This window comes from Plantibacter flavus, from assembly GCF_002024505.1.
In the GTDB taxonomy this organism is placed as follows: domain Bacteria; phylum Actinomycetota; class Actinomycetes; order Actinomycetales; family Microbacteriaceae; genus Plantibacter; species Plantibacter flavus_A.
The window spans coordinates 2,827,173-2,853,928 of the sequence record NZ_CP019402.1 but is presented as its reverse complement, the minus strand read 5'-3'; the positions used below and the strand labels follow the sequence as shown (position 1 = coordinate 2,853,928).

The window sequence follows — 26,756 nt, the reverse complement described above, 5'->3', positions numbered from 1 at the left end:
CATCCCGCGATCCCCGCGACCACGAGAGATGTCCAGGTTCAGCGCCGGATGCTGAACACCGCGAACTTCGAACGCCTCCTCGGACGATCGGTCGCGATCATCGGACTCGTCTTCGGACTGCAGACCGCATTCACCACGCTCGGACAGGGCGTCCAGATCACCGGCTGGTTCGGCGTCGTCTACGTCTCGCTCGTCTTCGGGACGATGTTCGGCGCCATCATCTGCTGCCTCTTCCTGTGGCACCACCGCATCGCCTCCGGCGTCTTCGCTGCCGTGTTCTTCGTGGCCCTCCTCATCTGGCCGGCGGTGAACGCGCAGGCGTCGGCGGACATCAACCAGGAACCCTGGATCTGGTACCTCTGCACGATCGCCGTCGCGTTCGCCTGCATCCCGCTGCAGTTGCGGGGGGCCATCGTGTACCTCGTCGTGACCTCGGTCATGTACGGCGTCAACCGCGTCATCGACGCCGACTTCGCGCCGGCGTCCTTCGAGATCGGTGCGCTCGACGCTTCGTACGCGACGATCATCGGAGGGCTCATCGTCGTCCTCGTCGGGCTGTTCCGTGTGCTGGCCGGTCGGGTCGACATCGCAAGGGCGGCCGCCCTCGCCACCTACGACGCGGCCGTCAAGCAGCACGCCACGGAGGTGGAGCGCGTCGAGGTCGATTCGATCGTCCACGACAGCGTCCTCGCCTCCCTGCTCGCCGCGGATCGGGCGCTGACCCCGAAGTCGGAGGCGCTCGCCGTCATGATGGCGCGGGTCGCGATCGAACAGCTCGAGGGTGTCGGAGCGCCGATGACGAACGAGGACGAGGTCACCGGTCTCGCCGAACTCATCGAACGGCTGCGTGCGGCCGCGTCGATGCTCGGTGAACCGTTCTCCGTCACGGTCGAGGGGGCGTCCGGCCGGGTCCTGCCCGTCACGGTCGCGAACGCGGTCTACTGGGCGACGGTGCAGGCGATGGTCAACAGCGTCGAGCACGCGGGTTCGGGAGTGGCGCGGAGCCTGTCCATCGAGGGCACGGTCTCCGGCGGCGTCTGCGTCATCGTCGGCGACGACGGCGTCGGGTTCTGCCCCGAGCAGGTCGCCGAGGAGCGGCTCGGGCTGAAGGTCTCGATCGTCGAGCGGGTCGCCGCGGTCGGCGGTCGCTCGACGGTGATCTCCCGTCCGGGTGAGGGTGCCGTGATCCGCATCGAGTGGTCACCGGAGCACGACTCGTGACCCCGGCACCGCGGTACGCCCTCGTCATCCTCGCCGCCCTGTTCTCGGCGTACCACCTGCTCCGCGCGGCGCTGACGCTCGAGACACCCCGCGACGTCGTCCCGGTCCTCATCGCGATGCTCGTCTACGCCGTCGCGAGCGTCCTGAGTCTCTGGCCGATGGGCACGACGCGCATGCCGTCGTGGCTCGCGAGCATCAACCTCGCGACCGCGATCGTCGTCCCGTTGCTCGTGACCAGCCAGCTCGACCCCACGCGGAACAACGGGTACGCCACCTGGCACGTCGCGTCGATCGGGACACTGATGACGATCACCGTGGTCCGGCAGCGGGAGGCGGTCGCCTACATCGGGATCGTCTTCCTCACGGTCCAGTCGCTCCTCTGGGCGGGTCCGGGACTGGCGCTCGGGATGGGTGTCACGGGCAGCCTCATCTGGGTCGTCCTCGCGAGTGTGCTCACCCGATCGATCGCCGGGGCGCAGCATGACGCCGAGCGGCTGACGCAGGCGGAGCATGCGACCTCGGACTGGCAGGCTGCGCAGTACGCGCACGTGCACGAGCGGAGACGACGCCTCAGCCAGACGGGCCGACTGGCGACCCCGATGCTCCGTACGATCATCGCCAACGGCGGCAGGCTGTCGGTGGCCGATCGCACGGAGTGCCGGACGCTCGAGGCCAGTCTCCGCGACGAGATCCGTGGCCGCCACCTCCTGAGCGACCCGGTCCGGTCCGAGGTGCTCGCGGCCCGGCGGCGCGGCGCGATCGTGAACATGCTGGACGAAGGTGGCCTCGAGGAGCTGGACGCCGGCGTCCTCGACGCGATCCACGAGCAGATCGCCGAAGCGCTCGCCGCCTCGCACGCGACGCGCCTCATCGTGCGGAGCGTTCCGGACGACGAGCGCGTCGCGGTGACCGTGGTCGGCCTGCGTGCGGTGCACCGGGAACCGGGCGTGGCTGCGGGTCCGGACGACGACGACGAGGAACTCGACGTCTGGCTCGAGATCCCGCGCGACGGCTCCCGTGCCGACGTGGGCGCGGTCGGCGTGTCCGACGAGGACTGAACCGCTCCGACGAGGGCAGTACCCGTCCACGGGCTCAGCGACCGAGGTGTTCCGGGTGGACTTCTTCCGGTCACTGAGCTTGTCGAAGTGCCCACGAGGAACCCCTTCGTCGGCGGGGTCAGAACGGCGCGGGATCGGGTTCGGTCCGGTGGTGTCTGCCGTCGGGTGTCGTCCACTCGAGCACCCCGCCGGGCCCATGGTCGAGATTCCACCCGGGAAGGTGTTTCATTCGGTGGTGATGTCGACACAGGCAGGCGAGGTTCCCGATGTCTGTCGTCCCGCCGTCTTCCCACGCGACCGAATGATCGAGGTCACACGCTCTGGCGCGCCTGCCACAGCCCGGTGCGCGACAAGTGCCGTCTCGCAGGCGCACCGCGCGTTGCAGGTCAGCCGGGACCCGGTACTGGTTCCGCCCGACGGACAGCACGGCTCCCGTTTCCGGCTGGACCAGGATCCGGGTGAAGCTCGGTGCGTTCACCGCGATGCGGGCGGCGGTCTCACGGTCGATGGGGCCGTAGCCGTCCAGCGTGGCCGGGGCCTCTGAGACGCCGGCCATCGTGAGCGCCGGGACGGTGATCTGCACGGTCGGCTTGATGTGCTCCTGCACCTCGATCGGGTGCGGGAGGACCGCGCTGGACCTGACGTCGTCGGGTGTCACACCGGTGAGGGCGAGGGCCGCGAGCGCGTCGGCCTGCAGTTGTCCGCAGGTGCGGGTGTCACCGGCATCGCGCGATTCGGCGGCGGCCGCTTCGACCCGCTCGGCGATGCCCTGCGCGATCGGCGCCGTCGTGAAGAGATGCACCCACGCCATGCCGTCGGCGGCGGGCTCGAATTCCACCCGGCGGTCGGCCTCAGAGCGGACCGCTCGGGCGGTGATCGATTCCGGATGGAGGCGCTCGCGCAGGACGCGGGCGCGCCTCCGGAGGTTCGCGTTGGTGGACTCCTCCGCGATCGTCAGGACCGCAGCGAGGAACACCGCCCGCCCTGCTGCCGGCACGTCACTGAGTTGGTCGATGATCGTCTGCGCGTGCCGGGCCGAGATGCGGCCGGTTTCAAGGGATTCAAGTACCGCGGGTGCTTCGTTCACGAGCCGTTCCGCGTCGTTCGTCGCGCGCTGGACCGTCCGCTCCGGCGTCCGCGTCGCCATGGCGAGGGCCGCACACGTCGACCGACGGGAGAGGGCCTGCCGTTCCGCCGGCGGGAAGATCGCCGGAACCATGGCGTCGGCGAAAGCGTCCGCGTAAGCGGCGGAACGGGCCAGGAGCCGGGCCTCCTCGGCGTCCAGAGCAGCACGCCGACGCTGGATCTCCGCGTAGCGGTCCGAGAACTCCGCGAGCTGCGCGGCGAAGTCGTCGCCAGCTCGAACTGCGGAAGTGGTGGTCTCGGTCATGGGACAAGTTCACCATGGACCACTGACATTCCAGATGCTGAGTCGTCTCGGATGTGGAAGTCTCCTCGTGTGCCCTTCGACAAGCTCAGGGACCGGGACAGGGGTGCTCAGGGACCCGGGGAAGTCGCGCAGGGGGCGGGAGAGGTCAGCAGAGCGGGGGTTCTCTCTGTGCCCCTCGGCGAGCGCACGGACGGGGATACATCTGAGCGCACCTCGCCCGGTCATTGAGTCTGTCGACGTGCCTGGTCCTGAACGAACGAAAGGAGGGCCAGCACCCGATGCTGGCCCTCCGTGACGTTCGTGGGTCAGAGCGGTAACCCGAATACCGCTCTGACCCGCCCCCGAACTCCTGCCCGCTTACCCTAGATGGAGCAGGAGCTGGTGAAGTGGTCTCGATGAGACTCAACTGTCGAGAATGATCATCCCCCATCAGGGGTACCCCCGACAGTCGGCACTATGGAGGACACGAACGGGGGACAGCACCGCGCGCCACGAGGGGCAACCGGCGGGTCGTCCGCCCAGGCGGCTCAGCCCGTGAACGCGCGCCAGTGTCCGGGGCCCGCGGTGATCCCCGTACGGAGGTTCCGCCTCGTCCGCTCCCACGTCGACGGGACACGGGGCGCCGGGGCGGTGTCGGCGTCGCGCAGCGCCTGTTCGGCGATCGCGACGCTCAGCACCGCGGTCAGCGCAGCCAGTTCCTCGTCTGTGGGCGCACCGCGCACGATCCGCAGATCGATCGACGACGCCTCGGTCGTGCTCGGCTCGGTGCCGGTGCTCACAGCGGGATGTTCCCGTGCTTCTTGGCGGGCAGGCTCGCACGCTTCGTCCGGAGTGCGCGGAGCGCCTTGATGACCGAGACCCGCGTGGCCGCCGGCTCGATGACACCGTCAAGCTCGCCGCGTTCAGCGGCGAGGAACGGGCTCGCGACGTTGTAGGTGTACTCGTTCGCGAGGCGCGTGCGCACGGCGGCGACGTCCTCGCCGGCCTCCTCGGCCCGCTTGATCTCGCCGCGGTACAGGATGTTGACGGCGCCCTGGCCGCCCATGACCGCGATCTCGGCCGTGGGCCAGGCGAGGTTGATGTCGGCTCCGAGCTGCTTCGAGCCCATGACGATGTAGGCGCCGCCGTAGGCCTTGCGCAGGATGACGGTCACCAGGGGCACCGTGGCCTCGGCGTAGGCGTAGAGGAGCTTCGCGCCGCGGCGGATGACGCCGGTCCACTCCTGGTCGGTGCCGGGCAGGTAGCCGGGGACGTCGACCAGGGTGAGGATCGGGATGCTGAACGCGTCGCAGAACCGGACGAACCGACTCGCCTTCTCGCCCGCTTCGATGTTGAGCGTCCCGGCCATCTGGGAGGGCTGGTTCGCGATGACACCGACCGACCGTCCCTCGACGCGCGCGAAACCGATGACGATGTTCGGCGCGAAGAGCGGCTGGACCTCGAGGAAGTCCGCGTCGTCGACGACGTGCTCGATGACGGTCTTCACGTCGTAGGGCTGGTTCGGCGAGTCGGGGATGAGGGTGTTGAGTCGGCGGTCCTCGTCCGTCGTCTCCAGCTCCACCTCGACGTCGAAGACCGTGGCCTCGGACAGGTTGTTGTCGGGCAGGAAGCCGACGAGGGTCCGGGCGTAGTCGAGCGCGTCCGGTTCGTCGCTCGCGAGGTAGTGGGCGACGCCCGAGCGGGTGTTGTGCGTGTACCCGCCGCCGAGCTCCTCCATGCCGACGTCCTCGCCCGTGACGGTCTTGATGACGTCGGGGCCCGTGACGAACATCTGGCTGGTCTTGTCGACCATGATGACGAAATCGGTGAGTGCGGGGGAGTAGACGGCGCCGCCGGCCGCCGGACCCATGATGATGGAGATCTGCGGGATGACCCCGGAGGCCTGGGTGTTGCGTCGGAAGATCTCGCCGTACTTGCCCAGCGCGACCACACCCTCCTGGATGCGCGCCCCGCCGGAGTCGAGCATGCCGATGATCGGGACGCCCGTCTTCAACGCGAGGTCCATGATCTTGATGATCTTGTCGCCGGCGACCTCACCGAGCGAACCGCCGAAGATGGTGAAGTCCTGCGAGTACACGGCGACCTGGCGGCCGTGGATGGTGCCGGTTCCGGTGACGACGGCATCGCCGTACGGTCGTGAGCGGTCCATGCCGAAGGCGGTCGTGCGGTGGCGCACGAACTCGTCGAGTTCGACGAAGCTGCCGTGATCGAGCAGCTGCTCGATGCGCTCCCGTGCGGTGAGCTTGCCCTTCTTGTGCTGCTTCTCGATGGCGGCTTCGCCGCTCGCCGTCACGGCCTCGTGATAGCGGTTCTTGAGGTCGGCGAGCTTCCCGGCCGTCGTGTACAGGTCAGGGCCGGAGGTGGTTTCGTCGGTCACGCTTTCACCTTACCCGGTGGTCCCCCGGCCGACCCGTTGACGATCGGGTACAAGCGGCGCGCTGATCCGTTGTCGGCATCGTCCAAGCATGCCGGTGGGTGACGCGGGCACCGACGACCGGCCTCAGTAGGGTTGTGCCATGGATCTGCCCCTCACCGCCGCCCTCGTCCCACGCCTCGAGATCCTCGCCCACGCCGGCTCCACCAACGACGAACTCGCCCGACGCGTGCGCGAGGACGGCGGCGACGCGTGGCCGGACCGCGCGGTCGTCGTCACCGACGATCAGCGCGGGGGACGAGGCCGCCTCGGTCGCGTGTGGACAGTGCCACCCGGCACGTCACTCGCCGTCTCGGTCCTGCTCCGGCCGGTCACTCCGTCGGGTGATCCGCTCCCGCTGCAGGCCTACGGCTGGCTCCCGCTCCTCGCGGGTGCGGCGCTCGCGGAGTCGCTCCGGGAGCTCGGGGTGCCCGCCGACGTGAAGTGGCCGAACGACGTGCTCATCGGCGGTCGGAAGGTGTCCGGCATCCTCGCCGAGCTGCTGCCGAGTGGGGACGCGGTGATCCTCGGGACCGGTGTCAACCTCCGTCAGCGTGCCGAGGAACTGCCGACCGACCGGTCCACCTCGCTCGCGCTCGCCGGTCTCGTCGATCCTGACCCGGACACCGTCCTCGTTGGCTACCTGCGCGCGTGCGGCACACTGTACGACGCCTACCTGGCGGCGTCCGGTGACGCCGAGGCCAGCGGGCTCCGAGCTGCGGTCACCGAGCGATGCGTGACGTTGGACAGCTCGGTGCGGGTGGAACTCCCCGGCGGCGACGTCCTGACCGGGACGGCCGAGCGGATCGACGCCGACGGGCGGCTCGTCGTCCGACCGACCGACGGTGGTGCGCCGGTCGCGGTGGCGGCCGGCGACGTCACGCACGTGCGCTGAGCGTTCCCGCCTGTTCGGTGAGGGACCGGCGTGCGAGTACCGTCGCGCCGGAGACGGCTGCCGGCATGACCAGCACGGACAGGACCGGCACGAGGAAGAGGACCGCGACCGTCATCCCGAAGCCCAGGGTGCGGGCGCGTCTCCTCGCGAGGGTCCGGCGGCGGTCGCGCAACGACAATCCCCTCGCGTCGAACGCGTAGCCCGTCAGCTCGAGGGCGAGGAACCAACCGCTCACGGCGAGCCCGAGCACCGGGACCACCGTCTGGCCGATCACCGGGACGAAGCCGAGGAGGAAGAGGACGGCCGCCGTCGGGATGGTGAGCATGAGCAGGCCGAGTGCCCGGGTGACACCGGTGAGGAGTCCGCGCCAGGCGGACTCACCCGACTCCGGAGGAGCGTCGCCGAGGGTGCGTTCGACGTCGGCCCAGATCCGCTCGTAGAAGGGGTCGCCGACGAGGAGCGTCGCTGCGGCGTAGGCGTACAGCATCACCACGACGGCGACGGCCACCAATGCCACCGCTGCGGCCACCCGGATGGACGAGCGGTACGGCTCGTCCCAGGTGTCGGCGAACGGTGTCGCCCAGTCGACGATCGTGGCGGCGTTGACGCCGAGGAGGACGAGCAGCGCGATGAACACGACGCCCACGATCGCGGCGGGGACCATGCCGAGCAGCATGCGCTTCGGCGAGGTACCCCAGAGGCGGAACCCGCCGAAGAGGATGCCGATCCCCTCGAGGAACGACCCGACGACGCCGGGGTGCTGCGCCGTCGGTGCGGTGCTGTCGGCCGGTTTCACGCCTTCATGCTAGCCGGGCGGCCGATGCACGCATGCTCGGGATCGCCGACGGGCGGGGTGGGAGCAGGCGGCGGGTTGCCGCGACTGCTAAGAATGGGAGTATGGCTGATCCCGGTATGACGGGGCCGGGCAGGCCGGCTCCTCCCGCGGCGGCGACCGAACGTGTGGTCGCACGCCTGCGTCCGCATGCCCGGCGGCTCCTGCTCCCCGCCCTCCTGCTCATCGCGGTGAGCGGCGCCGGTGCGTACTTCTTCGGCTCGTTCGACCTCGAGTGGCAGAACTGGGCCGTCCTCGTCGGCGGCGGGGTGATCGTGCTGGTCGCCTGCGTCCTGCCGTTCATCGCCTGGCTGTCGGTCCGCTACGTGATCACGACCCGGCGGCTGATCGTCCGTCGCGGGTTCTTCGTGCGGACGCGCCAGGAGCTCTACCACGCCCGCGGCTACGGCATCACGGTGCACAAGAGCTGGGTGCAGAGCGCCTTCGGGAGCGGCAACGTCCGGGTGACGAGCGGTGGCGAGGTGCCCGTCGTCCTGCGGGACGTCCCCGGTGCTGTCCTCGTGCAGAACGCCCTGCACGAGCTCGTCGCGGAGAACCAGAGCATCGCCGCGCCGTACCCGGCAGCACCGCCTCCGATGCAGCAGCCACCGGTCCGACGCTGACCGGTGCGGGGCGCGCCCGGCCGGTACGATGTTCGAGTCGGGGCACCCGCCGATCCGCCTCCGGATCCGCCCGTCCCGCCTGCCGAAACGAGACCCGCCGGCCGGTCGCCGGAGAGCTGGAGTGAACCCATGAGCATTCGCGTCGGAGTGATCGGCGGTGGTCAGCTGGCCAGGATGATGGTGCCCGCGGCCGTGAACCTCGGACTCGACATCCGGGTGCTCGCCGAGCAGGAGGGTATGTCCGCCCGGCTCGCCACCGTCGAGGTGGGCGACTACCGCGACGCCGACACGGTGCTCGCCTTCGCCGAGACGGTCGACGTCATCACCTTCGACCACGAGCACGTGCCACAGCACGTCCTGCGGGCGCTCGTCGATGCCGGTGTGCAGGTACACCCGGGACCGGACGCGCTCGCCGTCGCCCAGGACAAGCTGCTCATGCGCGAACGCCTCACGGAGCTCGGACTGCCGGTGCCCGACTGGGCGCGCGTGCACGATCAGGAGGAGCTCGCCGCCTTCCTCGCCGAGCACGGCGGGAAGGGCGTCGTGAAGACGCCACGTGGTGGCTACGACGGCAAGGGCGTCCGCGTCGTCCACGGACCGAACGAGGTCGACGACTGGTTCACAGCGCTCTCCGAGGACGCCAACGGCGGAGCACTGCTCGTCGAGGAGCTGGTGTCGTTCCGGCGCGAGCTCGCCCAGCTCGTCGCCCGGCGCCCGTCCGGCGAGGTGGTGCCGTGGCGCGTCGTCGAGACCGTCCAACTCGGTGGGGTGTGCAGCGAGGTCATCGCTCCGGCGCCCGGCTCGGCCGGTCGGCTCGCCGACACCGCGGAGGAGATCGCCGTGACCGTCGCGACCGCGCTCGGGGTGACGGGCGTCCTGGCCGTCGAACTCTTCGAGACCGACGACGACCGCCTGCTCATCAACGAACTCGCCATGCGTCCGCACAACAGCGGGCACTGGACGCAGGACGGTAGCGTCACGAGCCAGTTCGAGCAGCACCTGCGCGCCGTCCTCGACCTGCCCCTCGGCTGGACGGGCTGCCACCGCGATTGGACCGTCATGGTGAACGTCCTCGGCGGGCCCGCGGAAGGGACGCTCGACGACCGTTACCCGCAGGTCCTCGGTGCGCACCCGCTGGCGAAGGTGCACAACTATGGCAAGGACCCCCGCCCCGGGCGCAAGGTCGGCCACGTCAACGTCGCGGGCGACGATCTCGACGACGTCGTGTACGAGGCACGGGCCGCCGCGGCATTGCTCGGAGCCGAGAACGCCTGACCGCCCTTCGACAAGCTCAGGGCCGGGTGAGGGCCTCAGGGACTGGATGTGGTGCTCCGGGACCGAGGGCTGGGCTCAGGGACCGATGACCGGTCCCTGAGCCTGTCGAAGGGCCTCGCCCTCGACCCCGGAGCGCCTCAGTACACGTCGCGGATGTAGCGCTTCTCGCGTTTCAGCGTGTGCACGTACTCGGCCGCGGCCTCCGTCGAACGTCCGCCGTGTTCGGCGATGAGCTCGTGCAGCGCCTGGTCGACGTCCTTCGCCATCCGTGAGGCGTCACCGCAGACGGCGAAGTGGCCGCCCTCCTCGAGCCAGGCGTAGAGCTCCTTGCCGTTCTCGCGCATCCGGGTCTGGACGTACACCTTCTCGCGCTGGTCGCGGGAGAACGCGAGGTCCAGACGGTCCAACACCCCTCCGGTGAGCAGCTCGCCGAGTTCGTCCTCGTAGATGAAGTCGTGCGCTCGGTGCTGGTCGCCGAAGAACAGCCAGTTCCGACCCGTCGCCCCGCGCTCGCGGCGCTCCTGGAGGAACGAGCGGAACGGCGCGATCCCGGTTCCCGGGCCGACCATGATGAGCGGTGCATCGTCGTCCGAGGGCACCCGGAAGCCAGCGTTCGCGGAGACGAAGATCCCGCTGGTGGCACCCTCCGCGACCCGGTCGGCGAGATGCGTCGACGCGACGCCGCCGTGCAGACGGTCGCCGACCGCGTACCGGACGCTCGCGACGGTGAGGTGCACGCGCCCGTCGGCCGCCAGCGGACTGGACGAGATCGAGTACGCGCGGTGCTGGAGCGGACGCAGCACGTCGAGGAGCGAGGCGGCGTCGAACCGGACCGCGGTGGAGCGCAGGAGGTCGAGGATGTCGCGGTCGCGCAACCAGGAGTCGAGCGTCTCCGCCTGGGCGAGCGCGAGGATCCCCGCCAGCTCCGAGCCCGGCGCGCGGTCGGCGAGCTCGGCCACGAGGTCCTTCGACGGGGTGCGGATCTCGAACCCGTTGGTGAGCCGGTCCGCCAGGGTCGAGCCGTCGACCGACTCGTCCGCGGTCGCGTCCAGTTCGGCGATGATGGCGTCGACGAGCGCCGGGTCGTTGCTCGGCATGACGCCGAGGGCGTCGCCGGCCGCGTATTCGATGCCGCTGTCGCCAAGGTCGAACTCGTAGTGCCGGATCTCCTTCGACGAGGCGGGCCCGGACAGGACGCGGTTGACGGCGAGGGTCGCGCCGTACGGCGTCTTGCGGGTCCACGGTGAACGCGTGCGGCCGGGCTTCTTCGCCGGTTTGGCCGCCGGCGCGGGAGCGGGTGCCGCATCGGCGTCCGTCGGGGCGAGGGCGCCGAACAGCGACAGCGCCTGCGTGGTCCACGCCGCGGCGGGCTCCTCGTAGTCGACGTCGCAGTCCACGCGGGCGAGGATGCGTTCCGCGCCGAGCTGCTCCAAGCGCGTGTCGATGAGCTTGCCCGCCTGGCAGAACCCGTCGTATCCGGAGTCGCCGAGCGCGAGCACGGAGAACTTCAGGCCGTCGAGGCGTGGTGCGGTGCTCGCCTGAAGCGTCTCCCAGAACAGTTCGGCGTTGTCGGGCATCTCACCTTCGCCGTACGTGGAGGTGATGACGACGACGTGTCCCATCGTCGGGAGCCGGTCGACCTCGACGTCGTCGAGCCCGATCGTCGTCACCGCCACGCCGTAGCCGGAGGCGGCTCGGCCGAGATCCTCCGCGATGGCCTCCGCGGTGCCCGTCTGCGTCCCGACGAGCACGTGCAGGGCGAGCTGCGGCGTGCGGCCACCTGCGTCGGTGGCGTCGATCGCGCTGGAGCGGACACCGGCCAGGAAACCGGCGAGCCAGACACGCTGCTCGGGGCTGAACGGTGCGTCCGCCGGGATGAACGGGTCGTCGGCGCTGCTGCCGAGCGCGGCGAGCGCCTCGAAGAGCACCGGGCTCGATCCGATCGCCGTCGGTGTCCGTGTCTCGGTCATGATCTCCTCCGGGCCGGGCGCGTTCATCGGCCACCCGCCAGCGTCAGTTCGGCCAGAGCGGCCGATGCAAGGAGTGCTTCGGCGCCACCGGTCGCTGCGGATCGGGCACGGTTCTTGGCGTGCTGGTGCATGATCCACCCCGTGGTGCCCGGGTGGTCGATCGACCGCACGTTCCGCAGCCGCAGGGCCTCCGTGTAGTCGTGGAGTCGCTTCGCCGCGATCATGGCGGCGAGCGCCCCGTCGTCGTACCGTTCGAGCAGCTCTCGAGCCGCCCGCTGCACCCGCTGCATGACGAAGAAGTCCTCGGTGAGGATGAGCGTGCGCACGCTCGCCTGCACGAGCGGGTGCGACGGGTCGTCGACGCCGGGTGTGCGGGACAGCGCGACCTCCTGGGCGAGCTTCAGCACCGTGTAGCTCGTGAGGAGTGCGTAGACGTCCTGCGGGTCCGCCGCCGGTTCGCCGAGTCCGGGGGCACGACCGCCGCGGACCGGCCGGCGGTCGCGGTAGTCGAGCTTGAAGGTGCGGAGCTGCTGTGCCGCGAGGGCCGCGCCGAGCTCGTCGAGGAGTTCCTTCCGGCTCTTGGCCGCGAGGATCGCGTCGCTGTCCTGGTAGAGGAGCAGCGCGCGGGGCATGCCGAACACGAACTGGTGCCTCGCCGTGTCCCACTCGGCGAGCAACCGGGAGGCGAGCGGCGAGCCGGTCGCCTCGACGTGCCACTCCAGCAGCAGGAGTACGGCGGCCTCGTGGAACGCGGCCTGCTCGCCCTCGGTGATCGATCCGAGGAGGAGCGAGTCCGCACTGACCTTGCTCGGCAGTTCGCCCCGCGGGTCGTACTGGTAGACGAAGCCACCGCTCATCCCGTTGCCGAAGCCGATACCGAAGCCGCCGAGGTTCAGCACGGCGCCGTTGGTCATGTACTCGCAGGCGTAATCGCCGACGCCCTCGACGACCGCGGTGGCGCCCGAGTTGCGGACGGCGAAGCGGTCGCCGGCCTCGCCCTGGACGAAGGTGCGTCCGCCGGTCGCCCCGAAGAGCGCGAAGTTGCCGATGAGGACGTTGCCGCCGTCCTCCGAGCTGCCGCCGCCGGGGGAGAGGATCGCGATGGTGCCACCGGAGGCGCTCTTCCCGACGCCGTCGTTGCAGGTGCCGGTGTGCCGCCAGTGCAGGCCGTCGACGCAGAACGCCGCGTACGACTGCCCCGCGGAGTGCTCGGTGCGGATGGTCACGGTGTCGGCGGCGAGCGAACGGTGGCCGCGGTCGTCGGTGACGACGGACGGGATCGCCACCGCCTGGGCGTCGTCGAGCTCGTGGTTGAGGATGCGCTCGAGGTCGATCGCGAGCTGCCCGCCCACGGAACGCCAGCGGTTGCCGAGGCGGATCCCGCCGTCGGCGTCCTCGGCTCCGAGGTCGAGCGTCGTCCGGCCGTCGTCGAAGAGTCCTGCCCGTACCCGCTCGATGAGGGCGTCGTCGAGCGTGAAGTCCTTCTCCAGGTAGACGGGGTCGGTGACGACGACCTCGGGGACGACCGCGAGCATGGCCCGCAGGTCGAGGTCCGCGACGGCGGCCGGGTGGTCGACGAGGTGGAGGAGGTCGGTGCGACCGCGGGCTTCGCGGAGCGAGCGGAGGCCGAGGATGGCGAGCCGCTCGCGGACGTCGTGCGCGATGTTCAGGAGGTACTGCGCGAGCGCGCGTGGGTCGCCGTCGAAGGTCTCCGGGTTGGTCGTGAGACCGGCCGGGCACTTCACGTTGCAGTTCTTCGCCATGACGCACTTGAGCATCATGAGCGCGGTGGTCCCGAACTCGAAGCTGTCGCCGCCGAGCAGGGCGGAGATGACGACGTCGCGACCGGTCTGGTGCGCGCCGGAGCAGCGCAGGGTGACCTTCGACCGCAGACCGTTCGCGCTGAGGGCCTGGTGGACCTCGGCGATGCCGATCTCGGCGCTGCGTCCGGCGTACTTGAGGCTCGTCACGGCGGCTGCGCCGGTCCCACCGGTGTTGCCGGCCACATTGATGACGTCGGCACCGGCCTTGGCGACGCCGACGGCGATCGTGCCGATGCCCTCGGAGGAGACGAGCTTGACGACGACGCGGACCCGTGCCGCCTTGCAGTCGTGGATGAGCTGCGCGAGGTCCTCGATCGAGTAGGTGTCGTGATGCGGCGGCGGCGAGACGAGCTCGATGCCGGGCGTGCCACCCCGGGCGGCGGCGATGTCCACCGTCACCTTGGGAGCCGGGAGCTGACCGCCCTCGCCGGGCTTGGCGCCCTGGCCGATCTTGATCTCGAGTTCCTGCAGCATCGGGTCGGCGAGGTAGCCGGCCCAGACGCCGAAGCGCCCGGAGGCGAACTGCTTGATGCGTGAGCCGCGGATCGTCCCGTAGCGGGACAGGTGTTCGCCGCCCTCGCCGCTGTTCGACATCCCGCCGACCATGTTGGTGCCGTGGGCCACCGCCTCGTGCGCGGTCGCCACGAGCGCGCCGTGGCTCATCGCCCCGGACGCGAGGGATCGGGTGATCTCGCTCGCCGGCTGGACGAGGTCGGTCGAGATGCTCTCGGCACCCTCGACGAGCATCGAGAAGTAGTCGTCGGCGGACCCCGTCGCCTCGACGATGAGGTCGCCACCGGAGATCCAGTGCCCCGTCACCTCGCCGCCGAAGCGGTGGACGTAGTACTCGCCGAGCGCCGAGACCCGGGTGAGGTCGCCCGCGAGCGGTCCCGTGAGCTGCAGCCGGTGCCGACCATGCTCGGTCCGCGTCGCGCGCAGGCCGCGGACGACGATCGAGGAGTTGCCGACGGGGCCGAGCCGATCGAGCTCGCGCGCGAACTCCTCCGGGGTGGTCAGCCGGGTGATGTCCTCGGGCAGCACGAGCACGTCGCGGAGGGCGGCCGGGCGACGGCGCCGCTCGGTGGTCATCGACTGGACGAAGGAGCGGTAGCCGGGCGTGATGGTGAAGGCGTCGATCTCGTCGTCGTCGAGGGCGTCGAAGGAGGTGTGCTGGTAGGCGTCGTCGTCGATCCCGAACGCGTCCTCGAGGTTCCCGATGGTGTGGAGGCGCAGCGGGTCGTCGCCGAGCGTGCCGCCGTCGCGGTCGACGGCGGTCGTGCCCGCTCGCGGCAGCTGCACGGGCTCCTCGGTGAGGTCGACGAAGCCGCGGACCGCGGTCGTCCCGTAGGAGTGGCCGGCGCCCTCGGCGCGTTCCTTGAACAGGCCGAGGAGCGGGACGTCCGCGTCGCTCGACGTCGTCAGGGCGCGCTGGTGCCAGGCGCTCGCCGTCCGGGCGATCCCGGCGAACCCGACGCCGCCGACGGGGGCGCGGAGGTGCGGGAAGGCGCGCGCGAGCACGGGGTCGCTCGTGTCGAGGTAGTTCGGCTCGAAGAACTCGCCGCCGATGTAGCTCTCGACGGTGCACAGGCCGACCCGACCCATGGTCTTCAGGAGCGACTTCTCGGCGGCGTACGCGAACCGTCGGAACGCGGCTTCCACCTCGTCGGGGTGCTGCTGCTCGGCGCGGAGGCGGACCGCGAGCGGGTGCACCGCCGACGCACCGAAGCCGAGGGCGGAGGCGACGTGGTGCGAGGACGGCAGCTGGCCGCTGTCGACCACGAGCGACACGCGGAGCCGGAGGCCGTCGTCGATGAGTCGCTGGTTGACGGCCGCCACGACGAGGATGAGCGGCAGGGCGGCACCCTCCGCGTGGACGCCGCGGTCGCTGAGGATCGCGATACCGCCGTTCTCTGCGGCGAACCCGGCGACCTCCGCGGCCACGCGCTCGACGGCGGCCTCGAGCGCGTCGGCGTTCGCCTGCGCGTCCACCTCGGGCCGGTAGAGGATGTCGAACCACGCGACCGGCGACTCGTGTTGAGCGCTGAGGCGCCGCAGTTCGTCCTCGCTGACGATGGGGGATCGGAGGACGAGCTGCTTCGTGCCGACCGTGCCGCTACCGGGCTTCGGACCGAGCGCGACCCGCAGGGTCATGCCGTCAGCCTCACGGATGCTGTCGAGCGGCGGGTTGGTCACCTGGGCGAAGCGCTGGGAGAAGTACTTCGCCAGGCCGCCCTCCTGGTCGGACAGGGCGTTGATGGCGTTGCCGTAGCCCATCGCCGAGATCCGCTCCTTGCCCGAGGCGAGCATCGGGTCCGTCATGAACCGGAAGCTCTCCTGGTTGAGGGAGTAGGCGACATAGCGCTGCACCTGGCTCAGCCCACCGCGGTAGGCGAACGCGTCGTCCGCCGAGGCCGTCGGTGCCGACACCGGGACGCCCCGGTCCTCGAGCGCGTCGAGGTCGGTGGCCGATGCGGCGAGCATCGCCGGGTAGTCCTTGCGTGCCGCGAGGAGCTCGAGCGCCTCGCCCGTTCGGAGACGCGTGCCCGTGCGGTGGTCGTAGGCGAGCATGCCGCCGGCCTCGATGCGACCGCGGTGGACCACCTCGTCGTCCGGGAACGGCAGCTGCCCCGCCTCGGAGGTGACGCAGAGGTAGTCCGCCGTCTCGACGCTGCGCAGCGGGCGCAGGCCGAGGCGGTCGAGCCGGGCGCCCACGGTCGTGCCGTCGTTGAAGATGAGGGCGGCCGGGCCGTCGTTCTTCTCCTCGACGAGCGAGAAGTACTCGAGCATCGCCCGAACCTCGCGGCTCAGCGTGCGATCGTTCTCCCAGGCCGGGGGCATGACCGATACGACCGCCTCGAGCAGTTCGAGGCCGTCCTCGACGACGCGGCTGTGCAGCGTCTGGTCGAGGCGCGAGCTGTCCGACTGGCCCCTGGCCCGGATGATCTTCCGGCCCCGCGATGCCGCCAGCGCCGTCTCGGACAGACGGTTCTTGCGGTCGGTGTTGAGCTCGCCGTTGTGCGCCATGAGGCGGAAGGGCTGCGCCATCGACGGGTGGGGAGCGGTGTTCGTCGAGAACCTGGTGTGGAAGGCGAGGGTCCGCACCCGGTGCAGGGGGTCGGCCAGGTCGGCGAAGTAGGGGATGACCTCGCCGGAGTTGAGGCGTCCCTTCAGGACCTGGGTGCGCGTGCTGAGCGACAGCGGGTACAGGCCGTCGAGGGTGAGGTCCGTGTAGGCGGTGGCCTCGATCGCGAGCAGGGCCGCGTGCGCGCGCCGGTCGAGGTCCTCCGTGGAGGCGTCGTCCGACGGCTCGAAGATCCACTGCCGGATCGGCAGCTGGTACTGCACGGCCTTCGGGCGCAGGACGGCGTCGACCGTCGGCACGGCACGGGCGAGCAGCACGGTGAAGCCGGCCTCGACGAGCGAGCGTTCGATGAGCGCCTCGGCGTCGCCGATCCGACCGTGGTCGACCGGGAGGAAGACGTTCGCGACGCCGAACCGCCCGGCGACGAGTGGTTTGCCGACGAGGGAGCTGAAGAAGTCGACCGAGAGGTCGATCTGCACGCCCGCTCCGTCGCCGACACCCTCGGAGGACATGCCGCCGCGGTGGGGGATGGCGCACAGGGCGGTGTCGCCGAGGGCGATGACGTCGTGGCTCTGCACGCCGTCCTTACGGGTGATGAAGCCGACGCCGCAGTCGCTCTTGTCGGTCTGGCGATCGACGAGGTCGGGCAGGGGCGATGGTGCTGCGGTGCGCGGGCGCGGTGGAACGGAAGACGAGATCACGACGGGGTACCCCTCGGAATGCGGGCGCTGGACGGCCCGGAGACGGTGAGATGACGGGACCGGATCTACGTCGCTGGAGGCTGGGTCCGTGTCGACGCGGGCGCTGGGTGCGGCGGCCGTCGTCTGCATGAATGGAGGTGTTCCGATCCTAACCGGGCCGTCCCGCCCACTCAACCGTAACGAGCCGAACCCGGCCGATCGGCGTAGGCTGGGTGTTTCCGGTACGTATGGGACACGCCGTGAGCGCTCCGGCGGCTCCCGTCGACGGCCCATCGCGCAGCGCCCGGATGCGCTGCGGGGCGGCTCACGAGCCGGCCCGTGGTGGATCGGATCGCGACCGGACGACCGATGTGCAGCCAGCTGCATGTTTTTCGGACCAGAATGGTGAGATGACGACAGAGCACACGGCTGCGACCGGTCGCGGCTTCGCGCACGCCAAAGCGATCCTGCTGGGCGAGCACGCCGTCGTCTACGGTTCTCCAGCCGTCGCCCTGCCCATCCCGTCGCTCCGGGTCGAGGCGACCGCCCGGCGCATCGACGGGGCCTCGGTCCTCGACACCGAGATCTCGCTCGGCCCGCTCGACGCCTCCGATCCGCTCGGGACCACCGTCCTCGAGACCCTCGCGCACGTCGGTGCGGCCCCGGCCGGCGTCGAGGTCGTCGTCCGCGGGACGCTGCCGATCGGACGGGGCCTCGGTTCGAGCGCCGCAGCGGCCAACGCGATCGTGGACGCCGTCGCCGACCTGCACGGCGTGGCGCTCGACGACGCCGACCGGTTCGAGCTCGTGCAGCGCGGCGAACGCGTCGCCCACGGGACGCCCAGCGGTCTCGACGCCCGGGCCACGAGCGCCTCGACACCCATCCTCTTCACCGCCGGCCGGGTCGACCATCCGCCGATCCGCTTCGGCGGCAGCTTCGTCGTGGCCGACACCGGTGCGCGCGGGTCGACCCGGAAGGCGGTCGCCGACGTCAGAGCCTTCGTCGAGCTGCACCCCGAGCGTGGCCGGGCGCTGCTGGCCGAGCTCGAACGCGGGACCGTGGCGGGCGTCGCCGACCTCGCCGCGGACCGCCGCGACGACCTCGGGACCCGCATGAACACGGCGCAGGTCGTCCTCGACGAACTCGGTGCCGGCCACCCCGCCATCACCGCGCTCATCGAGGTCGCCACGGCGAACGGCGCCCTCGGCGCGAAGCTCACGGGCGGCGGGCAGGGCGGATGCATCATCACCCTCGCCGCGGACCCCGCGTCAGCCCGACGCATCTCGCAAGCCCTCCTCGAGGCCGGAGCACTCGGCACCTGGACGATCGACGCGGAGGACTACGCGTGACCCCGACCCCACAGCAGCACGCCGAGACCGCGTCGGCCGACGGCGCCGCGACCGCGCTGGCCAACCCCAACATCGCCCTCGTCAAGTACTGGGGCAAGCGGGACGAGGCGCTCATCCTCCCGTGGACCGGAAGCCTCTCACTGACCCTCGACGCAGCGCCCACGACGACGACGGTGCGACTGACGGACGCACCCGACGACGTCGTGCTCCTCGGCGGACGAGCCCTCGAGGGCACCGCCCGCTCCCGCGTCACACGCTTCATCGACCTCGTGCGCGCGCTCGCCGACCGAGACGAGCGCGTCACCGTCGACTCCCACAACGAGATCCCCACGGGCGCCGGCCTCGCCTCCTCGGCCTCCGGCTTCGCTGCACTGGCGCTCGCCGCATCGACCGCGTTCGGACTCGACCTCGATCGCCGTGCCCTCTCCCGGCTGGCGCGCCGTGGCTCGGGATCGGCCTCCCGCTCGATCTTCGACGGGATCGCCGTCTGGCACGCCGGGCACGACGACGAGAGCTCCTTCGCCGAGGCGGTGCCCGCGCGCGGACTCGAGCTCGGCATGGTCCTCACCGTCCTCGACGCCCGGGCCAAGTCGGTCTCCAGTCGCGACGGCATGCGGCGCACGGTCGACACCTCCCCGTACTACCCCGCCTGGGTCGAACGCACCCCCGTCGAACTCGAGGAGATGCTCGCCGCGATCGCCCGCGCCGACTTCACCGCGGTGGGCACGATCGCCGAGCGGAACGCGATGCGGATGCACGCCACGATGCTCGGCGCCGAGCCGCCGGTCAGGTACTGGGGACCGGCGAGCGTGGAACTGCTCGATCTCGTCGCAAACCTCAGAGGCGACGGCCTCGAATGCTATGCGACGATGGACGCCGGCCCGAACGTGAAGATCCTGTGTCGAGCCGACGCGGTCGACGAGCTCGCGACTCGGATCCTCGAGGCGCAGCCCGACATCGGCGTCATCCCCGCCAGAGCCGGACGGGGCGCGAGGCTCATCACCTCGGAGCCCGGCGGATCGGCGGGCGAGCAGACAACGGAAGGAGCGCGATGATCGAGATCAAGGCGCCCGGCAAGCTCTTCGTGGCCGGCGAGTACGCCGTCGTCGAACCAGGGCACCCCTCCATCCTCGTCGCGGTCGACCGGTGCGTCACCGTCCGACTCGAAGCGAGCGAGCACGAGGGCCGCATCTTCTCCGACCAGTACGGCCGAGCGCCCATCATCTGGCGTCGCAACCGCAACGGGGTCGTCGTCGAGCACGAGGAACGCCCGCTCGACCACGTCCTCTCCGCCGTGAGCACGATGGAGACCCTCGTCGCCGAGCTCGGCGTGGCGCAGCGGTTCTCCGCGCTGTCCATCACCAGCGAGCTCGACGACGCGAGCGGCAGGAAGTTCGGCCTCGGCTCGAGTGCCGCCGTGACGACCGCCACCATCCGCGCCCTCGACGAGTTCTACCAGCTCGACCTCACCCGGACGCAGATGCTCAAGCTCGCGATCCTCGCCACCATCGACGTCGCGCCGGCAGCCTCCGGTGGCGACCTCGCGGCGAGCATGTTCGGCGGCTGGCTCCGCTACACCTCACCCGATCGGGCTCGGCTGCGCGAGGTGCGCCACCGAGAAGGGGTGCTCGCCGCCCTCCGCGACCCCTGGGCCGAGCTGGGACTCGAGCGACTGTCACCGCCGACCTCGCTCCGGCTCCTCGTCGGCTGGACCGGCGAGCCCGCCTCGACCACGCGTCTCGTCGACGAACTGCAGTCCCGCAAATGGGCGGAGACCGCCCACTACACCTCGTTCCTCGGGGCCAGTCGCGCCGCCGTCGACGCCCTCACGATCGGCTTGAACGACGAGGACCCGGCCCTCGTGCTCGGTGCCGTCCGCTCCGCGCGCGCGACGCTCGCCGGTCTCGGACGCGACGCCGGCGTCGACATCGAGACCGCCGCGCTTGCTCAGCTCTGCGACGCCGCCGAGCGTCTCGGCGGGGCGGCCAAGTCGTCCGGTGCCGGTGGTGGCGACTGCGGGATCGCGTTCATCGGCCAGTCCGTCTCCACCGCCGCCCTCGAAGACGACTGGTCGGCGCACGGCATCGAGCGGCTCCCGCTCACGGTGCACCCGCCGACCGGACTCATCGACGCCGCCCACAGCCCGTGGGGGCCGTCGGAGATCAGCCGTACCGACGACGACGCGGTCGAATCCATCAGATCCACCTACGCTCGTGCCTTCGCCGAGCAGCACGACGTCCTCCGGGGCGGAACGGAACACCACGCATGAGCAACGAACCCGACGGCGTCGCACCGGTCCCACTCAAGTGGATCGGTCCGCTCCACCTGAGCGGCAACGTCATGGAGGGCGAGCAGGAGGTCCCGCTCGCCACCTACGAGAGCCCGCTCTGGCCGTCGGTCCGTCGGGGCGCCCGCATCTCCTCCATGGTCCCCGGCGGCATCCGCGCGACGCTCGTCGACGAGCGGATGAGCCGCTCCGTGCTGTTCGAGGTCGACTCCGCCGGCGACGCCCTGCAGGCGCTCCGCGAGATCGAGCGCAGCCTCCCCGAGCTGCAGGCCGTCGTCGCCCAGTCGAGCCACTTCGCAGAACTCATCGAGATCAACTCGCAGATCGCCGGCAACCTGCTCTTCCTGCGCCTCGAGTTCCGCACGGGTGACGCGTCCGGGCACAACATGGTCACGCTCGCGGCGGACCGTCTCATGCCGTACATCATGGAGCGTTGGCCGATGCTCCGGTACGGCTCGATCTCCGGCAACTTCTGCTCCGACAAGAAGGCGACCGCGGTCAACGGCATCCTGGGTCGTGGCAAGAACGTCGTCACCGAGATGACGATCCCGCGGGCGATCGTCGAGCGGTTCCTGCACACGACGCCCGAGCAGATCGTGCAGCTGAACGTGCGCAAGAACCTCGTCGGGACGATCCTCGCCGGTGGCCTGCGGAGCGCGAACGCCCACTACGCCAACATGTTGCTCGCGTTCTACCTGGCGACCGGCCAGGACGCCGCGAACATCGTCGAGGGCTCGCAGGGCGTCACGCACGCCGAGGTCCACGACGGCGACCTCTACTTCTCCTGCACCCTGCCGAACCTCATCGTCGGCACGGTCGGCAACGGCAAGGGGCTCGGCTTCGTCGAGGAGAACCTCACCCGCCTCGGGTGCCGAGAGGACCGTGAACCCGGCGCCAACGCCCGGCGACTCGCCGTCCTGTGTGCTGCCGCCGTCTGGTGCGGCGAACTGTCACTCCTCGCCGCGCAGACCAACCCCGGTGAGCTCATGGCCGCCCACCTGAAGCTCGAACGTAGCGCGCAGACCGCGGCCGGCGCGCCCGCCTGACCCTCCCACCGCACCGGGGGACCGGTGCATCGTCGACGCTCGAACGGAGCACTCCGCACGTGAACACCAACCAGACCACCAGCCCCGCCGTCGGCATCGACGACATCGCCTTCGCGACCGGTGCGAACCGCATCGACCTCGCCGAGCTCGCGGGGCGCTTCGGCGTCGAGCCCGCCAAGTACTACGTCGGTCTCGGCCAGAGCGAGATGAGCGTCCCGGCCGCCGACGAGGACATCGTGACGATGGCCGCCGCAGCCGCAGCGCCGATCATCGAACGGCACGGCAGCGACCGGCTCCGGACCGTCCTGTTCGCCACCGAGTCCGGGATCGACCAGTCGAAGTCAGCGGGCGTCTATGTGCACCGGCTGCTCGGCCTGCCGCAGGCGGTCCGCGTGGTCGAGCTCAAGCAGGCCTGCTACTCGGCCACCGCGGCGCTGCAGTTCGCGGCTGCACTCGTGGCACGGAACCCCGAGGAGACCGTGCTCGTCATCGCGAGCGACGTCGCGCGGTACGAACTGCATTCCAACGCCGAGCCGACGCAGGGTGCCGGGGCCGTCGCCATGCTCGTTGCCGCCGATCCGGCCATCCTCGAGCTCGAGACCGCGACCGGCGTCTACACGCAGGACGTCATGGACTTCTGGCGCCCGAACCACAGCGCGACGGCGATCGTCGACGGCAAGCTGTCCATCTCCGCCTACCAGGACGCCATCGAGGGGGCCTGGGCGGACTACCGGTCACGCGGCGGAGCGGACTTCTCCGAGGTCGACCACTTCTGCTACCACCAGCCGTTCACGAAGATGGCGATCAAGGCGCACCGGCACCTGGCCAAGTCGCTCGGCGCAGGGCGCACCCAGGAGGAGTTGGACGCACAGATCGAGCCGACGACCGGGTACAACCGCCGGATCGGGAACAGCTACACGGCCTCCGTGTACCTCGCGCTGCTCGCGCTGCTCGACGGTGACGACGACCTCACCGGTCGGCGCATCGCGTTCCTCAGCTACGGATCGGGTGCGGTCGCGGAGTGTTTCAGCGGCATCGTGCGTCCGGGCTACCGCTCGGCTCTGCGGAGCGACCTGAACCGTGCGCAGCTCGATGCGCGGACGGTCGTCGACGACGCCCGCTACCTGCAGCTCCTCGAGGACGCGGCGTCGGCCGACGTCCACGACTCCGACCGTCCGCGCGAGACGGGTGCGCCGTTCCGTTTCGCGGGCGTCGTCGGCGACCGCCGGCAGTACGAGCCCACCTCCGCCTGACCGCTCCGGCTGTCTTGGGTGGTCGCCAGCGCGGTGCGCTGACGTCACCGCGGGTCGGGGACGTGAGCGCGGGTCTCGAGAGGGGCGCGCTCACGCGTGTGCCCCGCGGTCGTGCCGGTTCCCCCGCGCTCGCCTCAGCGCACCGCGCCGACGCCGGGTTCGACACGCTCGCGTCAGCGGACCGCGCCGGCACTCCACCCGATCGCGGACTGGTCACCCCCGGGCGGTGGCGGCTCGGATGCGGTCGACGAGGAACGGGCCCAGGGTCCGCGACCAGGTGGCCGTGATGTGGTGCAGATCGCGATAGACGAGCACGTTCCCGACGGCGAGCGGGCAGGTCCCGGCGGCGCAGTACAGCTCGCCGAGATCCACGACCGGCACGGCGCCGTCGGTCATCGCCGCCGTAGCGGTGTTCAGGTCGAACGTCGGGTACGCCTCGGCCACGGGGAAGGCGCACGCCCCCGCGATGAGCTCGGCGGCGCTCGCGCGGTCGACGCAGGCCGCGGCTTCGGTCGGCACGCGGGGATTGTCCCGCAGCACCACGATCGACGTCCCCTGCTCGAGCACCGGTCCCCACGCGGCGAGCGTCGCGCCTCGGATCGCTGCCTGTTCGGCCACCGAGGTCTCGTCCGGACTCTTGGAGGTCACCAGGATGATGTCGTACGGCCGCCCACCCGTGAACGCCTCCTGCATGAGCGTCCGCCGGGCGTCGCAGGCCGCCGAGTCGTCGGGTCCCGGTGCCCGCCACTCGCAGCCCTTGCCGACGTACACGTCAAGCCGCCAGTTGCGTGCCTCGAGCTGGTCGACAAGGCCTGGGATGAGCATCGTGGCGTGCGAGTTCCCGGTGAGCGCGACCCGCGTGGCGTCCGGGCGATCCGAACCGAAGGTGCAGCCGGGGAAGTCCGGCGCGTCGGCGGCTGCGGAACACCGGAAGGTGTCGCCCGTGTCCTCGGTCCGCACCGACAGCGGCGGCAGGAGTTCATCCGCCAACGCCGGATTGGTGCAGTCCGACACGGCCGCATCGGCACCGAAACACGGCTCACCATCCGTGACGTAGGTGTCCACGGTGCTCGCGAGGGTGCGTTCCTCGGCGGCGACGGTCAGCAACCCCGCCGTCGGGATGCAGAGCACGAGTGCGGTCGCCACGCCCGCCAGCAGGACGGTTCGTGCGGAGCGGGCGTGCGCGAGGACGGGGGTTCGTCGGACAGGGTCCTCGACGAACCGTTTCGTCAGCGCGGAGAAGACCACGGCGATGACCAGGAGTGCCGTAGCGACCGCCCACCCGAGCGGATCGCCGAGCGCGACGGGCACGCCGAGCACCCACGGCGCGACCACGATGAGCGGCCAGTGCCACAGGTACAGCGAATAGGAGAGATCGCCGAGCAGGAGCGACGCACGTGTGCGCGCAATGGTCGTCACGGACCACCGGTGGGTCGACGATCCACCGACGATCACGAGGAGCGTCCCGAGCACCGGGAGGGCGGCGGCGATCCCGGGGAACGCCGTCCGCTCGGTGAAGGCGACCAGGGCGACCGCCAGGAGGACGACGCCGAGGACGCCGGAGGCCGTCCGCCACCGGGTGCGGTGCACGACCACGACCGGCCCGAGGAGCGCGAGCAGCCCTCCGGCCGCGAATTCCCAGGCACGTGTCGGTGTGGCGAAGTACGCCGGCGCCGGATCCGCCGCCGTGTACAGGATCGAGCACAGGAGTGAGGCGGCACCGATGATCCCGAGCGCCACACCGAGGGTGCGGCGGAGGTCCGACGGTCGACGCCTGGCGAGCCACACGCACAGCACGACGACGAGCGGCCAGCCGAGGTAGAACTGTTCTTCGACGGAGAGCGACCAGAAGTGCTGGACCGGTGACGCGGCGCTGCCCTGTGCGAGATAGTCCACCGAGCTCCCGGCCAGGAACCAGTTCTCCCAGGAGGTCGCGCTCGCCACGGTCTCGGTGAAGAACTGCGTCCAGGCGCTCGGCGGAGCCAGCCGCCAGATGAGGACGGCGGTCACGGCGAGCACGAGCAGGGCGGCCGGCAGGAGTCGCCGGATGCGGCGGGCCCAGAACGCCGGGAGGTCGATGCGGCCCGTCTCGGTGGCCTGGCGTGCGAGGTGGCTCGTGATCAGATAGCCGCTGACGACGAAGAACACGTCGACGCCGACGTACCCACCGGGCAGGAGGCTCGACGACAGGTGAAAGACCACGACGGACAGGACGGCGATCGCGCGGAGCAGCTGGATGTCGGGTTGTGTGCGCGGAACCGCTCCGAGGAGGGGAGACGCGCCGGTCCGCTCCTGCACCTGCCTCACGCGGTCTCCTCCGCCGTCCGGGTCGACGGACGGCGGGCTCAGCGTAGGGAACGCCGGTGACGCACTCGTGGACGGCAGATGACCGGTTCGCTTCGGCTTCGGGTGTCGACGGCGGACGGCCGACGATCGGGTCAGCCGACGTTCGCGCCGAAGAGCAGGCCGAGCACGTAGGTCGCCGCGGCCGCCCCGTATCCGATCGCGAGTTGTCGCAGTGCCCGGCGGAGCGGTGGACCGCCGGAGAGGAGCCCGACGACGGCGCCGGTTCCGAGCAGGGCCACCCCGACCAGGAGTGCGGCGACGAGCAGTGCGGCGACACCCTGCAGCCCGAACAGGTAGGGCAGGACCGGGATGACGGCGCCCGATGCGAAGAAGCAGAAGCTCGAGAGCGCGGCTCCGAGCCCGGTCCCGATGGCCTCGTGCTCCATCGCCGCACGGGCCTCGCGCTCGTAGGTCCCTGCACCGACGCGGGCCAGGACGTCCGCGGCGTGTGCCTCGGCCTCGCCGACCTCCATGCCACGGGCCCGGTAGACGAGCGCGAGTTCGTTCGCGTCGACGTCGAGGTGGGGGAGGGCGTCGTCGGCCGCCGGGTTGGGGCTGGACGCCTCGAGCAGCTCGCGCTGCGACCGGACCGAGACGTACTCACCGGCACCCATCGACAGCGCGCCCGCCAGGAGGCCCGCGAGCCCGGCGGCGAGGACGACGCCGTTGCCGACCCCGGTGGCGCTCATGCCGATGACGAGAGCGAGGTTCGAGACGAGTCCGTCGTTCGCTCCGAACACGGCCGCCCGGAAGGTTCCGGACAGGCGGTTGCGTCCACGGGCGGCCAGGCCCCGGACGACCTCCTCGTGGATCTGCTCGTCGGCGGCCATCCGCTCGGTGGCCGCCCGTTCGGTCGCATAGGGCGAGCGCGACTCCGCTCGCTGGACGAGCGCCAGGACGAAGACGGATCCGAACCGCCTCGCGAGCCAGCCCAGCAGTCGGGTCCGCAGGTCACCGCGTTGTGGCTTGCCGGCGTCGTCGCCGAGCAGGGCGATCCAGTGCGACTCGTGGCGTTTCTCGGCCTCGGCGAGCGCGAGCAGGATGTCGCGCTCCTCTCCGCTCCGCCGGCCAGCGAGATCCCGGTAGACGGCGGCCTCGGCGCGTTCGTCGGCGAGGTACCCGCGCCACCGCCGCAGCTCGCGCTGGCTCGGTGGCTCATGGCGTGCTGCGGATCCGTCCGCGGTCGACGTGCTCATCCGCCGATTCTCCCAGA

Annotated in this window: 18 protein-coding genes; 10 read left to right on the top strand and 8 right to left on the bottom strand. The window is 70.9% G+C overall.

Annotation, left to right across the window (positions count from 1 at the left end):
• Positions 1–48: 48 nt before the first annotated feature.
• Entirely contained in the window at positions 49–1,221 is a 1,173-nt protein-coding gene (locus BWO91_RS13265) for a sensor histidine kinase (RefSeq protein ID WP_079002866.1), read from the top strand.
• The gene (locus BWO91_RS13260) at positions 1,218–2,279 is read left to right on the top strand and encodes a hypothetical protein (protein WP_079003983.1); all 1,062 of its coding nucleotides are present in this window, start codon (positions 1,218–1,220) and stop codon (positions 2,277–2,279) included. Before BWO91_RS13265 ends, BWO91_RS13260 begins: the two co-directional genes overlap by 4 nt.
• A gap of 118 nt (positions 2,280–2,397) precedes the next feature.
• Here the strand turns inward: BWO91_RS13260 and BWO91_RS13255 are convergent, their stop codons facing one another.
• The 3 genes from BWO91_RS13255 to BWO91_RS13245 all read right to left on the bottom strand — a co-directional run bounded on the left by BWO91_RS13255 (position 2,398) and on the right by BWO91_RS13245 (position 6,046).
• Complete coding sequence (locus BWO91_RS13255) at positions 2,398–3,669, bottom strand: HNH endonuclease signature motif containing protein (RefSeq protein WP_079002865.1); 1,272 nt, start codon at positions 3,667–3,669, stop codon at positions 2,398–2,400.
• Between the two features lie 527 nt (positions 3,670–4,196).
• Positions 4,197–4,448, bottom strand: a complete 252-nt coding sequence (locus tag BWO91_RS13250; protein ID WP_205847525.1) for an acyl-CoA carboxylase subunit epsilon — start codon at positions 4,446–4,448, stop codon at positions 4,197–4,199.
• Positions 4,445–6,046, bottom strand: coding sequence for an acyl-CoA carboxylase subunit beta (locus BWO91_RS13245; RefSeq protein ID WP_071262519.1), 1,602 nt, complete (start codon positions 6,044–6,046; stop codon positions 4,445–4,447). The genes BWO91_RS13250 and BWO91_RS13245 overlap by 4 nt, the downstream gene beginning before the upstream one ends.
• A 139-nt stretch (positions 6,047–6,185) precedes the next feature.
• Here BWO91_RS13245 and BWO91_RS13240 point away from each other — a divergent pair, with 139 nt between their 5' ends.
• The gene (locus BWO91_RS13240; RefSeq protein ID WP_079002864.1) at positions 6,186–6,977 is read left to right on the top strand and encodes a biotin--[acetyl-CoA-carboxylase] ligase; all 792 of its coding nucleotides are present in this window, start codon (positions 6,186–6,188) and stop codon (positions 6,975–6,977) included.
• Here the strand turns inward: BWO91_RS13240 and BWO91_RS13235 are convergent.
• Positions 6,961–7,773 (bottom strand): EI24 domain-containing protein, encoded by an 813-nt coding sequence (locus BWO91_RS13235; RefSeq protein WP_079002863.1) that lies wholly within the window; start codon positions 7,771–7,773, stop codon positions 6,961–6,963. The genes BWO91_RS13240 and BWO91_RS13235 overlap by 17 nt on opposite strands.
• A 101-nt stretch (positions 7,774–7,874) precedes the next feature.
• Here BWO91_RS13235 and BWO91_RS13230 point away from each other — a divergent pair, with 101 nt between their 5' ends.
• Positions 7,875–8,432, top strand: coding sequence for a PH domain-containing protein (locus BWO91_RS13230; RefSeq protein ID WP_240555499.1), 558 nt, complete (start codon positions 7,875–7,877; stop codon positions 8,430–8,432).
• Between the two features lie 129 nt (positions 8,433–8,561).
• On the top strand, positions 8,562–9,707 hold the full coding sequence (locus BWO91_RS13225; RefSeq protein WP_064295173.1) for a 5-(carboxyamino)imidazole ribonucleotide synthase: 1,146 nt from the start codon (positions 8,562–8,564) through the stop codon (positions 9,705–9,707).
• Between the two features lie 137 nt (positions 9,708–9,844).
• Here the strand turns inward: BWO91_RS13225 and BWO91_RS13220 are convergent, their stop codons facing one another.
• Both BWO91_RS13220 and BWO91_RS13215 read right to left on the bottom strand, forming a co-directional pair.
• Positions 9,845–11,677: a sulfite reductase subunit alpha gene (locus tag BWO91_RS13220; protein ID WP_079003982.1), complete on the bottom strand. Its 1,833-nt coding sequence runs from the start codon at positions 11,675–11,677 to the stop codon at positions 9,845–9,847.
• Between the two features lie 23 nt (positions 11,678–11,700).
• Entirely contained in the window at positions 11,701–17,283 is a 5,583-nt protein-coding gene (locus tag BWO91_RS13215) for a glutamate synthase-related protein (protein WP_240555498.1), read from the bottom strand.
• 389 nt (positions 17,284–17,672) lie between these two features.
• On the opposite strand from BWO91_RS13215, the gene mvk reads away from it, so the two are divergent.
• From mvk to BWO91_RS13190, 5 genes are read left to right on the top strand one after another with little or no spacing between them, the layout of a single operon-like run.
• On the top strand, positions 17,673–18,611 hold the full coding sequence (gene mvk / locus BWO91_RS13210; RefSeq protein WP_167620481.1) for a mevalonate kinase: 939 nt from the start codon (positions 17,673–17,675) through the stop codon (positions 18,609–18,611).
• Positions 18,608–19,666, top strand: coding sequence for a diphosphomevalonate decarboxylase (gene mvaD, locus BWO91_RS13205; RefSeq protein ID WP_240555497.1), 1,059 nt, complete (start codon positions 18,608–18,610; stop codon positions 19,664–19,666). The genes mvk and mvaD overlap by 4 nt, the downstream gene beginning before the upstream one ends.
• The gene (locus BWO91_RS13200; protein WP_079002858.1) at positions 19,663–20,880 is read left to right on the top strand and encodes a phosphomevalonate kinase; all 1,218 of its coding nucleotides are present in this window, start codon (positions 19,663–19,665) and stop codon (positions 20,878–20,880) included. Before mvaD ends, BWO91_RS13200 begins: the two co-directional genes overlap by 4 nt.
• Positions 20,877–21,944 (top strand): hydroxymethylglutaryl-CoA reductase, encoded by a 1,068-nt coding sequence (locus BWO91_RS13195; protein ID WP_079002857.1) that lies wholly within the window; start codon positions 20,877–20,879, stop codon positions 21,942–21,944. The genes BWO91_RS13200 and BWO91_RS13195 overlap by 4 nt, the downstream gene beginning before the upstream one ends.
• A 59-nt stretch (positions 21,945–22,003) precedes the next feature.
• Positions 22,004–23,197, top strand: coding sequence for a hydroxymethylglutaryl-CoA synthase (locus tag BWO91_RS13190; protein WP_079002856.1), 1,194 nt, complete (start codon positions 22,004–22,006; stop codon positions 23,195–23,197).
• 213 nt (positions 23,198–23,410) lie between these two features.
• Here the strand turns inward: BWO91_RS13190 and BWO91_RS13185 are convergent, their stop codons facing one another.
• Together BWO91_RS13185 and BWO91_RS13180 are read right to left on the bottom strand one after the other, a co-directional pair.
• Entirely contained in the window at positions 23,411–25,504 is a 2,094-nt protein-coding gene (locus BWO91_RS13185) for an acyltransferase family protein (protein WP_167620480.1), read from the bottom strand.
• Between the two features lie 131 nt (positions 25,505–25,635).
• Positions 25,636–26,739, bottom strand: coding sequence for a VIT1/CCC1 transporter family protein (locus tag BWO91_RS13180; protein ID WP_079002854.1), 1,104 nt, complete (start codon positions 26,737–26,739; stop codon positions 25,636–25,638).
• Between the last annotated feature and the right edge of the window lie 17 nt (positions 26,740–26,756).